We start from the raw sequence: 10,638 nt of genomic DNA, 5'->3' as shown, positions 1-10,638 counted from the left end.
CCGATGAATCCGAAAATTTTGGTCGCGGACGACGATGATCGAATCCGTAAGATGATTCGAATCAGTTTGAGCGCCTCGCATTACGACGTGATCGAATCCGGAACGATTCGCGAAACCGTTCTCAAAGCCGCAAACGAATCTCCGGACGTGATTCTCTTGGATTTGCAATTTCCGGACGGAAACGGAATCGAAGCGTTACGCGAAATCCGAACCTGGAGCGAAACTCCCGTGATCGTCTTATCGGTGTTATCCTCCGATGCGGAAAAAATTTCCCTGTTGGACGGAGGAGCCGACGACTATATTATAAAACCGTTTAGTATGGGAGAGTTGCTCGCGAGAATCCGAGTCGCTCTGAGAAACAAATCCCAGGAAGCCGGTTCGCCGATCTTCGTCTCCGGAAATTTATACGTGGACTTATCGAGTAGAAACGTTCAAGTATCGGGTGAAACCGTACATTTGACTCCGATCGAATATTCTTTTTTATCCTTATTGATTCAACACGCGGGAAAGGTTCTGACGCAGGAACAGATCATACGTCACGTTTGGGGACCGCTTGCCAGAAACGAATCGGGACCTCTTAGGGTTCACGTCGCGAGTTTGAGAAAAAAGATAGAATCCGATCCGTCCAATCCGTCCTTGTTGTTGACGGAACCCGGAGTCGGCTATAGACTTTCGGTTAATATCTAAGATAATAGATCTAATATTTAGAATATTTTCTATTTATAATAAATAGTCGCCCGCAGAATCCGAACGACTTCGTTTATCAAATCGAGATACCCGCCGATAAAAACAACTGGACTCCGATTCCCTTTGCACGATCGAGTTCCTGATCCTTACCGTCTTTCCAAATTCTTTCCAAGATCGCCGGGTCCGGTTTTTGATTGTAAAAAAGAACACTCTCCCTTTGAACGTGAGCGGAACTGTTCGTAAACAGAAGCACGTTAAAGCCTCCGTTTAAAAAAATTCCGGAAGAGAACACATAACGTATCCCCGCTCCCGGAGAAACAAACGCGCGTTTGTTGGAAATCGAATAAGACCAACTCTTACCGTCCGCGCTTCCGTCCGAATAGACCCAGAACTCGTTCTTACGATCTCGTTGGAAATAAAATTCCTGACCGACTCCGAGGCTTAGATAATAAGGAATCGAAAACGGAAACCATTCGAGGGCGATCGTATATTGGTTCTGAGTATATTCCTTATTTTGCAAGGAGAATGCGACCGCGCCGGGCTGATAGCCGGTTCGATCCAAATCGAAATGATCGGCCCTATGTCTTTGATGTGCGAGAAAGGAAACGGAGAATTTTTCGTTGATGTTGTATCCCGTTTGAAACCAAGAGAGTTCGTTGATTCCGAAACCTCCCAAGTAAAAACGTTTCCGATTGCGGAGTTCCTTTTGCGAATCCGCGATCAAGGACAACTCGGAATCGTTCGGTTCCGCGTTCAGGGAAGAATGAAAAACGGAAACTAAAAATCCGATCACGAACAAAAGACGCGGAATCAAAACGAAATATTTCATAAGAAGACTTTGGAAGAATCTTATTTCCTTACGATCGAGTAAATTGCAAAAAACAAATCCTAGTTACAAAAAAACGATCTTGAATCCGATTTCGTTTTCCCAAAATCGAAAGTGAATTTCGTCAAACCCTATCCGTTTGGCGATTTGAGCCGTTCTTTTTAAATTTATGATATTGAGTTTCATTCTCATTTATATTGACTTTTTTATCCGTCTTCGTACCGTGGAAAAAAAGAGGCACCGCATATGAAAGAAATTATGGATTTCTCGCCTAATACTGATTTGGTGCTTTCGGAATCGTTTTTGAACGAAGGACTCGTTCGAAATCTTTTCACTTTGAATGCGAAACACGAAACGGCAAAAGAAATCATCTCCGAACTGGAAACCGATCCGGCGTTTTCCGTTCCTCCGAAAAAAAGCGAAACTTCCGCGCACGCGCAAATCGACGGAGTGGATCTTTTAAAAACTCTTTCCGTAATCTTGCAGACGAAAAATTTTCACACCGAATACGAACCCATTCTTTCCTTGGACACGGGAAAAATTTTCGGATACGAGGCTCTCGCCCGTTTTTATATCGAAGGGCAAAGAATTTCTCCCGAGTTCGTCTTTCAGGAATTGCACAAGGATGCGGATTTGTTTTTCGAGTTCGAAACCAATCTAAAACGGTTTCAAATCGAAAATCGTCCCAAAGGGAAGAATTTATTTCTAAATTTGGATCCGCACGTTTGTAAAAACGAAACACAAGCTAATTCTTGGAACGAACTTTTGGGCAAAAAGAAGAATATCGTTTGTGAAATCATAGAAAACACGGATTCCACTTGGATCGAAGAAACCCGTTTTTGTTTGAATGCGTTAAAGAATTCGAACGTTCCGATCGCGCTCGACGACATGGGCGGGAAACGAAACCTATTCTGTTTCGATTTTTTAGAATATTCTAAATTTATTAAATTCGATAAACACTGGCTTCATCTTTTTAAAACGAAGGAATCGTATAAGAATATCGCTTGGGGATTTTTGGATTTTGCGAGAGAATCGAACATCCAGTGTATTTTGGAAGGAATCGAAACGCAAGAGGACCTTTTGATCGCCGCCGAGATGAGATTTCCGTTGGTGCAGGGATTTCTTTTCCGTTCCAAGAATATTCTCGTTTGAAGAAGAAACGCGTCGATCGATTGCGGCTTACAAAGTTTAGGAAACCGTTATCGTTTTATTAAGCGAAACGACGTCGCAGTGAAGAATACAAGGAAACGATTCAGTTCGGCTTTTCCATTCTCCAGCAATAATGAATCTTCTCGTTTCGAAAATCGTCCGGAATCGTAGTTTTTGAAATGTCCTTGATATTGTCCCAAAGAATCGACTTCTCTTGAAATTCGAATTTTCTAAAGTTGGTGGAAAAATAAAGAACTGCTCCCGGTAGCGCGAAGTCTCTATAAAGAATATTTAATATTTCCACGTGATCCCTTTGTATGTCGAATACGTCCGTCATCTTTTTGCTGTTCGAAAACGTGGGAGGATCGACAACGATCAAATCGTATCTTTCGTGATCGGCTTCCTTTCTTTCGGTGTGAAGCCATTCCATCGCGTCGGCTCGGAGAAGACGATGTTTGGAGAGGGAAAATCCGTTGAGTTTCAGATTCTCTTCGGCCCATTCCGAATACGTGTTGGAAAGATCCACGCTCAGACTTTTTACCGCTCCGCCTGACGCCGCGTAGACGGTAAACGATCCCGTATAAGAAAACAAGTTGAGAAATTTTTTGCCTTTCGATTCCTTTCGAACGAGGTCCCTCGTGATTCTATGATCCAAAAAAAGTCCGGTGTCGAGATAATCGGATAAGTTCACGTAAAAACGAAGTCCGTTCTCCCCTACTTCCATAAGCTCGGCTTGTTCGGATTGTTTTTCGTATTGTTCCTTTCCTTTTTTCGGTTCTCTCTTTTTCCAAAAGATCCGATCCGCGTTTAAGTCCAAAACCTCGGAAACGATTTTGCCGATCTCCGCATTCTCGCTTTCTCTTTCTTCATCCGAAATTTCATAACTGTTTTTATACGCCGAAATCTGGCAATAAGGTCCGTATAAATCCACGCTTACGGGAACCTGAGGTATGTCCCGATCGTAGATCCGAAAACATTCTATCCTTCTTTTACGCGCCCACTTTCTCCAGTGTTTGGACATTCTTAAAAGTCGATTGCGAAACATCACCATCGGATTTCCGGAATCGTTAAGCGAATTGGATTCCTCGGTTCGTTTTTCTGACATGGAACCAGAATATAGAATCCGTATCAAAATCCAATCAGAACAAACGAAGAGTTCGTAAAAAGACTGGAAAATTTGAAGCTTTCAACGATTCTTGTTGGACGTTTTCCTATTTTTCGATGCGCGTGCGGGAGCAGAGATTTTGAAATACACATACCTAGAAAATCAAAGAGTAAAATTGTTTCTCTCCTATTCGGAAACGGATTCCAAGGACGCGATCCTTTTCGTACACGGTTATCCCGATACTCATAAAACCTGGGACCTTCAAGTCGATTCCCTAAAGGATCAATATCGAGTCGGCGCGATCGATCTTCGGGGTTTCGGCCGTTCCTCCAAACCTTTGGAACAATCCGAGTACAACTACGCGGCGATTCTTCCCGATCTTGCGGAAGCGATCCGATTTCTTTCCAAGGATAAGAAGGTTCATCTGGTCGGACACGACTGGGGAGCGGCGCTCGGTTGGTTGTTCATTAGCGATCCAGAATATTCAGGATCTATAAAATCTTTTACCGCGATCTCCGGTCCGCATCCTTGGCTTGCGGGAAAACGAATGATCGACGATCTGTTCAGTCTCAAGCTCGAAAACTGGAGAAAGGTGATCGATCAGGGTTTTCGTTCCTGGTATATCTGGTTTTTTCAGATTCCGATGTTGCCCGAATTCATCTGGCAGAACTTCGGAGAATCGATTTACAAATTGATCATGGACTTGGGAGGAGTTCCCAAAAAGGATTCTCTTCGAAAGGTTTCTAGAAACGATATTTACGGCGCCACGATGGCTCCGATCAATCTGTTTCGGGAATTGTTGTTCGGAAGAACGGTGATCTCCGCCCCTTCCAACATAAAGGTTCCCGTACAGTTGATCATTCCTCAAAAGGACTTTATCGTGTTGCCGGAAGTTTACGAAAATTCATACGATTACGTCGATAAGATCGAAATTCATAAATTGGATTCCAACCACTGGGTTCATAGGGAAAAACCGGAACTTGTCACCGAGTTGATTCAAAAATTCATCGCGAAGCATTCCGCATAACGCGTGTTTTATTTTTAGGTCCGCTTTGAACTTCGAAATCGTCTCCTTATTGCTTATGCCGTTCACTTACGCGTTCGTAGGTTGGGTTACCAACTGGGTCGCGTTGAAGATGACGTTTTATCCTTTGAAGTTTTACGGAATTCCTCCGTATCTCGGTTGGCAGGGAATCATTCCGAGAAAGGCAGAAAAGATGGCGGGCAAAGCCGTCGACATCGTGACGACGTATCTCATCGACGTGGAAGAGATGTTCAGCAAAGTCGATCCGACGCTGATTCAGGAGAATCTTCGTCCCGAAATTCAAAAGACGATTCTCGAAACGATGAAAGAGGTCGCCGACGAACTCAACCCTCTCGTTTGGAATCTGATTCCGGATCTAGTTAAGAATTCCATGATGAAGGAAATCGAAAGACAGGCGATGGACTCCATTCCGACCGTGTTTCAGGATCTACGTAAGGATTCCAAAAGAATCTTCGACATCAGAGGATTAGTAATTCGTAATATGACCGGAGACAACGTTCATCTCACCGTGGAAATGTTTCAAAAGGTGGGCGCGAAAGAATTCCGTTTTATAGAGGTTTCGGGTTTTTATTTCGGGTTCGTTCTCGGTTTGATCCAAATGGGGATTTGGCTGATTTATCCCGCGCTCTGGACCTTACCCGTTCAGGGAATCATCGTGGGTTATCTTACGAATTGGCTCGCGCTTTTTTTGATCTTTCGTCCTTTGGAGCCGATCGGAATAGGCCGTTTCCGTTTTCAGGGCTTGTTCATTAAACGTCAAAAAGAAGTTTCCAAAGAATATTCGAGAATGCTCGCGACGCGGATTCTCAGCTCCGAAAAGATTTTGGAGGAATTGTTTTTCGGAAAGGCCTCGGAAGAAGTTTTCAATCTGGTCGTTCACGCGATCGAAAGACAGATGGACACGATGGCCTCGGTCATTCGTCCCACTCTTTCCCTTTCTTTTACTTCGAATCAATACAACCGGATGAAGGAAAAGATCATCCGCAAGATCACGGAGAATCTCAAAAACTTCACGACTCATATCGAAGATTATGTGGAAAAAGCGATCGACCTTGAATGTACTCTTTCCGACAAGATGATGTCCCTGCCTCCCGCCGATTTCGAAGACGTTTTACGGACCGTGTTTAAGGAAGACGAGTTGTTATTGATCTTGGTGGGAGCCGCGTTAGGGGCTCTTGTCGGAGTCGGTCAGGCGTTCTTCATGATGCTTTGATCCGAAGAAAGAGCGATAAATCTCGGACGCGGATCGACCGGATTTCCGATCGTCCGCAAGAAGCGGATTTGTTACGAAATCAAAATCGAATATTCTAAAAACTTAAAGTCGTCCCGAGGCGGTGTAGTATTTTTGATAATAAGCCTCGTCGAGAGAATTGATCGTAACCCCTCTTTTTACGGAAGCATGAACGAATTTTCTTTCTTTGAGATAAACTCCGACATGGCTGATCTTATCCCCGTAGATGGTAAAGAAAACAAGATCGCCTTCCTTCAATTCTTCCTTGGAAACGGGATTGGTTCGCGGAAACATCGTATAACTCGGTCCACTGAGACGGGAACCGTAGACCTTGGAAAGAATCTTACTCGTAAAACCGGAACAATCGATTCCGGATTCGTCGGTTCCGAAATCCTTGTAAGGAGTTCCCAACCAACGATAGACTTCCCGATAAAGAGCGATATCGCTTTCGGGTCCGATTTCGATACCGTGCGTTTGGCGATAAAAATTGCGGAGCGATTCTTCCCCGAGTTCCTTTTTCTCCGCGTGTAATACCGCGTACAAAACGAAAAAGACGCAGACTGAAAAAAATAAGATCTTCTTTGAAGGAATCATTCTTCCTTTAGACGGATTAAAAATTGACCCCGCCGAAAATCACCAACTCCATAAATCCGAAATTTTGACTCGCCCGATCCTTGGAATGTCCGTTCGTAAATATATTCGGAAGATCGATATAACCTCCCTTGGCGCCGAGCTCGAAAAAGACGGAACGAAAAATATCCGCGCGACCCGCGACGTAACCCGAAACCCCGTAACCGGATGCGTGAAAGTGATTGTTCTTACCTTCTCCGAAAAGACGCACGTCGCTTCTACAAATGATCGGACCGCCGCCCACGGAAGAAACGAAGCTGATCGAATTCTCACCGTTAGTCGAAACCCAAAGAGGTTGAATCATCCCCACATCCATATAAAGAAAATTTAATCCGTCCGTATGTTCGAACTTTAAAAAGTCCGGAGTGATGTTGATCGTTTCTCCGTTGTGATATCCTTCCAATCTTTTATATGCGTCCGGGAAAAGATAAAGATAAACCGCGGAATCCGACGACGTCGCAAGATGCGCCCTTTGAATCGCAAGCGGATCGATATAACCGTAGATGTTCGACGCTTGTCCGCGACTCATCACGTATTTCATATGATCCTGACCGAAGGCGATGAAGAATTTATCTGTGAAATAATACGTTAGACGAAAGTTATACTGGGGAATTTCCCAAAGACTCGGATTGAGATAAACGGAAGGATTGAATTTTTCGGGTTTATCCTTTGCGACCACGTCCTTCAACGTGAAGTTATATCCGGGTCCGCGAAAATTGATATCGCTCTGCGTGTAAGAATCGCGGTTGTATCCCCATTGAAAACTCCAAGTTCCCTTTCTTTGATCCACTCTTCTCGGAGGTTCTTTTTCTTCCTTGGAGGAAATCGGAGGGTTCAAAGGAACCGATTCGTTTTTCGGATCGGCGTTGACTTGAGCGAACGGAACCACGTCTTGAATGTCCTCGTTCTTCGCCTTGGATTGTGCGAACGACGAAAACGAAAAAAGACAAAAGATAAGAATGGAAACGATCTGTTTGAATAAGGTCGAAAGGTTTCGAGTAGAATTGAAGTTCATGAAAACCGCGGTGAAATAAATTTCTTAACTAGTATACCAAAATACTAAGATCGGCGCGGGCTTGTCTCTGGCTATGTTTTTTTCCGGGCCTCCTTTTCCGATTTACAAAGTAAGAATGGAAACGCGGTTATCCCGCGTTTCGAAGCACAAAATCCCGAATTTGGTCGCTCACAAGATCCGGATGTTCCTTTTGAATCCAATGATTGGAATCGACCGGATAAAGTTCCAAAGAATCGCAGACCGCTCGGTGAGAATCGTAACATTCCGGGCTGATCGCCATATCTCTTAAGGGTATCAAAACCCGGACCGGCACTTCGATCCGTTTCGGAGTCGGATACTTTTTTCCCCGGATCAATTCCCTGTATAAATTCATGGGATGGACCGCACTTTTGAGAATCTGTTCTTTTGTAAATCCCCGCATCGGATCCTCTTTCGGAATTTCCGCGGCATACATCAGATATTTCCAAACCGGAAGCGCGAGTTTTCTCATCAAAAAACCGGGCAACCAAGGAATCTGAAAAAACACGATATACCAGGACATGACGGATTGTTGCAGGGCCAACCACATCTTCTTCGGATTGAAACTGAAAAAGTATTTGAACATTAGATTTCTTGCAAGTATCGGATGCGGACCGCCCATCGCGGTATAGGAAAGAATCAGTTTAGAATATTCTAAATCTCCCACATACGCCCAGGACAACAAGGCCCCCCAATCGTGAGCGACTAGATGAATCGGTTTTCCGTTTCCTAAAAATCGGATCACCGCTTCGAAGTCCCGAAAAATCTCCCGAGCGTTGTAAGCCTTTTGTTCCGTCGGTTTGCTCGAATTTCCCGCGCCACGCAGATCAAACGCGCCCACGTTGAATTCTTCCGAAAGTAATTCGAGCTGGCGATCCCAAGTCGAATGTTCGTCCGGATAACCGTGAACGAAAAGAATCGTTTCCCGATCCGGTCTTTCTTCGGCGGTCGTATTGTATTTCAGAAAAAGATTCAGATTTCCGTTTCGAACGAAGGTCGTCTTAAAACGGGACGCCACATCGATTCTTTTCGAGGTTTTTCTTGTTTCGGGATACAAAGCGATCATCGGTTTTCCTTTCGATTTTGTTAAGCAACATCTTTGCATTTGGGCGCGGAATTCGATCCGCGCGCATAGAAACGAACGCAAAGATTACGATATTCTAAACTACCTTGCTCTTGAATTTCTCAGAATCGATCGCTTAGACTCGTCATCTTATGTACGATATTCGGAGTCATACGATTGAAGAAACTGATCGTCTTGGATTTGATTCCCGGAAATACGTGCAGTTTTCTTTTTTCCATTCCGTTAACGATCGCTTTCACGACCGCGACCGGACTGTCCACGATCGACTTGGGAACGTCCTGTTGTTTTCCGAACTGTTGCGATTTGAGAATTCCGGTGTCCGCAAAAAACGGATACACGTTCGTCACCGCGATTCCTTTTTTGCGAAGATCCGCGTCCATCGCTTCCCCCATCGCGCGGATTCCGAACTTAGAAATCGAATAAAAGATCAATTCACCCGGAGCGACCTGTCCCGCGACCGAGGAAAGATTTACGATCTGTCCCTGTTTTCTTTCGAGCATCGCCGGAACGAACAAACGACTCAGATGAATCGGCGCGTAAAGATTCACGTCGAGAATCAGATTCCAATTCTTATCGGGAACTTCCAAAAGTCCGCCCTTGAACGCGAGCCCCGCGTTGTTGATCAAAACGTCCACACCTTTGGAGGAAAGCTTTAGAGTATTCTGATATACGTCCTTACAACCTTCCTGTGTTTGAAGATCGCCGGAAAAACTTCCGAGAATCTTTCCGACGAACTTCGGGTTGTGACCGTTCTTTCCGTTTTCGTCCCATCTTCTATGCAGATAAAAATCCGCGTCCGTGTTCGGGGCTTTGAGATCCGTAAGAATCACGTTGGCTCCCTTTTCCAAAAGTTGTTTCGTCAATTCTCTTCCGAATCCTCCGTTCGCGCCGGTGATTAGGATCGTTTTATCTTTCAATTTGCTCATATTGCTTCTCTGTATTGGTGTTCTTGTGATGAAAAAATTTCTTTCGCTAAGTATAAGTTGTCTTCCTGATCGGGATGAAACGAAAACCGAAAGTATTTCAAGGCCGCGATCACGGTCAAAGGCAGAACCTTCTCCTCCGAGATCATAAGCTTGAACAATTCTTTTCTGGTTTTCCAACGAAACAAAAGTCCGTCCTGCCAGAGAAACATCAGAACCGCGGAGAACGTAAACGCGAAGAAGATCGTGGAAGCGATGCTCATTCCGATAATACGAATCCAATAACTCCGAGTCACTTCCTGAAGAACGTCGAAGGCCGCAGACTTGTGTTCCAATTCTTCCGCTGCGTGCCATTCGAAAAGTCTTCTCATTTCCGGATGGGCTTGTTTTAAAAGTCCGCTTCTCAGTCCGAGATCGGCCACAAGAGAAGTGTAATGTTCCAAACCGGCAACCGCGGCCATGTTCATTTTTCGGGAGAATAACTTTTCCAAAAGTCCGAACGCGAACCAAACCACGAAGTTCATAAAACCTTCGAATTTGTATCCTTGATCCTTTAAGTTTTGCCAAAACTTCTTATGTTCACCGGCGTGTTGCGCTTCTTGACCCACGAACGCGATCGCGTTTCGTTTTACCTTTCCCTCTTTCAATTCAGGAATGTATTTCTGAATCGTTCTGATAAAATACTTTTCTCCTTCCGGGAAAAGAATGGTCCACGCGTTCAAAACGTGCGTTAAGGATGCGTTTTCTCCGCACCAATGTTTCGGAACCGTTTCCGAAAATTGAAACTTCGGTTTTCGAACCGGATAATCCGGCTTTTCAAGAACGTTTTTCGTATTCATATCGTTTTCAATTCCGTTTTATATCGAGTACATTCATACATTCGTATATTTTAATTTTCTTGTGTTTAATCCGATTCCGTTTCGAC

General features: G+C 44.4%; 11 protein-coding genes. 4 read left to right on the top strand and 7 right to left on the bottom strand.

Going from position 1 to position 10,638, the window contains the following annotated elements; genetic code table 11:
* Nucleotides 1-3: 3 nt before the first annotated feature.
* Complete coding sequence (locus tag LEP1GSC052_RS20120; RefSeq protein ID WP_010575872.1) at nucleotides 4-687, top strand: response regulator; 684 nt, start codon at nucleotides 4-6, stop codon at nucleotides 685-687.
* A gap of 76 nt (nucleotides 688-763) precedes the next feature.
* Here the strand turns inward: LEP1GSC052_RS20120 and LEP1GSC052_RS20115 are convergent, their stop codons facing one another.
* Nucleotides 764-1,516: a hypothetical protein gene (locus tag LEP1GSC052_RS20115; RefSeq protein WP_010575873.1), complete on the bottom strand. Its 753-nt coding sequence runs from the start codon at nucleotides 1,514-1,516 to the stop codon at nucleotides 764-766.
* 243 nt (nucleotides 1,517-1,759) lie between these two features.
* Between LEP1GSC052_RS20115 and LEP1GSC052_RS20110 the strand changes: the two genes are divergently transcribed.
* Nucleotides 1,760-2,665 (top strand): EAL domain-containing protein, encoded by a 906-nt coding sequence (locus tag LEP1GSC052_RS20110; RefSeq protein ID WP_010575874.1) that lies wholly within the window; start codon nucleotides 1,760-1,762, stop codon nucleotides 2,663-2,665.
* A gap of 100 nt (nucleotides 2,666-2,765) precedes the next feature.
* Here LEP1GSC052_RS20110 and LEP1GSC052_RS20105 read toward each other — a convergent pair whose 3' ends face one another.
* Entirely contained in the window at nucleotides 2,766-3,767 is a 1,002-nt protein-coding gene (locus LEP1GSC052_RS20105) for a class I SAM-dependent methyltransferase (RefSeq protein WP_010575875.1), read from the bottom strand.
* Nucleotides 3,768-3,906: 139 nt separating this feature from the next.
* Here LEP1GSC052_RS20105 and LEP1GSC052_RS20100 point away from each other — a divergent pair, with 139 nt between their 5' ends.
* A complete protein-coding gene (locus LEP1GSC052_RS20100; protein WP_040913778.1) occupies nucleotides 3,907-4,794 on the top strand; it encodes an alpha/beta fold hydrolase in 888 nt (295 codons plus the stop codon).
* Nucleotides 4,795-4,819: 25 nt separating this feature from the next.
* Nucleotides 4,820-6,025, top strand: coding sequence for a DUF445 domain-containing protein (locus tag LEP1GSC052_RS20095; protein WP_125196229.1), 1,206 nt, complete (start codon nucleotides 4,820-4,822; stop codon nucleotides 6,023-6,025).
* 102 nt (nucleotides 6,026-6,127) lie between these two features.
* Here LEP1GSC052_RS20095 and LEP1GSC052_RS20090 read toward each other — a convergent pair whose 3' ends face one another.
* From LEP1GSC052_RS20090 to LEP1GSC052_RS20070, 5 genes are all read right to left on the bottom strand, one after another.
* On the bottom strand, nucleotides 6,128-6,637 hold the full coding sequence (locus tag LEP1GSC052_RS20090; protein WP_010575878.1) for a C40 family peptidase: 510 nt from the start codon (nucleotides 6,635-6,637) through the stop codon (nucleotides 6,128-6,130).
* 16 nt (nucleotides 6,638-6,653) lie between these two features.
* Nucleotides 6,654-7,688: a hypothetical protein gene (locus tag LEP1GSC052_RS20085; RefSeq protein WP_010575879.1), complete on the bottom strand. Its 1,035-nt coding sequence runs from the start codon at nucleotides 7,686-7,688 to the stop codon at nucleotides 6,654-6,656.
* A 127-nt stretch (nucleotides 7,689-7,815) separates the two neighbouring features.
* Nucleotides 7,816-8,772, bottom strand: a complete 957-nt coding sequence (locus LEP1GSC052_RS20080) for an alpha/beta fold hydrolase (protein WP_051185376.1) — start codon at nucleotides 8,770-8,772, stop codon at nucleotides 7,816-7,818.
* Between the two features lie 119 nt (nucleotides 8,773-8,891).
* Nucleotides 8,892-9,716: an SDR family NAD(P)-dependent oxidoreductase gene (locus LEP1GSC052_RS20075; RefSeq protein ID WP_010575881.1), complete on the bottom strand. Its 825-nt coding sequence runs from the start codon at nucleotides 9,714-9,716 to the stop codon at nucleotides 8,892-8,894.
* Nucleotides 9,713-10,552, bottom strand: a complete 840-nt coding sequence (locus tag LEP1GSC052_RS20070; RefSeq protein WP_010575882.1) for a metal-dependent hydrolase — start codon at nucleotides 10,550-10,552, stop codon at nucleotides 9,713-9,715. Before LEP1GSC052_RS20070 ends, LEP1GSC052_RS20075 begins: the two co-directional genes overlap by 4 nt.
* Nucleotides 10,553-10,638: the final 86 nt, after the last annotated feature.

It is taken from the genome of Leptospira kmetyi serovar Malaysia str. Bejo-Iso9 (assembly GCF_000243735.2).
Classification (GTDB): Bacteria; Spirochaetota; Leptospiria; order Leptospirales; family Leptospiraceae; genus Leptospira; species Leptospira kmetyi.
Note: the sequence above shows the minus strand (reverse complement) of the source record. Positions and strands in the feature narration are given on the sequence as shown.

Bases quoted from the DNA above. Each gene is read 5' to 3' on its own strand.
- LEP1GSC052_RS20075 (WP_010575881.1), bottom strand. From the start codon at position 9,716: ATGAGCAAATTGAAAGATAAAACGATCCTAATCACCGGCGCGAACGGA.
- LEP1GSC052_RS20080 (WP_051185376.1), bottom strand. From the start codon at position 8,772: ATGATCGCTTTGTATCCCGAAACAAGAAAAACCTCGAAAAGAATCGAT.
- LEP1GSC052_RS20085 (WP_010575879.1), bottom strand. From the start codon at position 7,688: ATGAACTTCAATTCTACTCGAAACCTTTCGACCTTATTCAAACAGATC.
- LEP1GSC052_RS20120 (WP_010575872.1), top strand. From the start codon at position 4: ATGAATCCGAAAATTTTGGTCGCGGACGACGATGATCGAATCCGTAAG.
- LEP1GSC052_RS20115 (WP_010575873.1), bottom strand. From the start codon at position 1,516: ATGAAATATTTCGTTTTGATTCCGCGTCTTTTGTTCGTGATCGGATTT.
- LEP1GSC052_RS20110 (WP_010575874.1), top strand. From the start codon at position 1,760: ATGAAAGAAATTATGGATTTCTCGCCTAATACTGATTTGGTGCTTTCG.
- LEP1GSC052_RS20070 (WP_010575882.1), bottom strand. From the start codon at position 10,552: ATGAATACGAAAAACGTTCTTGAAAAGCCGGATTATCCGGTTCGAAAA.
- LEP1GSC052_RS20105 (WP_010575875.1), bottom strand. From the start codon at position 3,767: ATGTCAGAAAAACGAACCGAGGAATCCAATTCGCTTAACGATTCCGGA.
- LEP1GSC052_RS20090 (WP_010575878.1), bottom strand. From the start codon at position 6,637: ATGATTCCTTCAAAGAAGATCTTATTTTTTTCAGTCTGCGTCTTTTTC.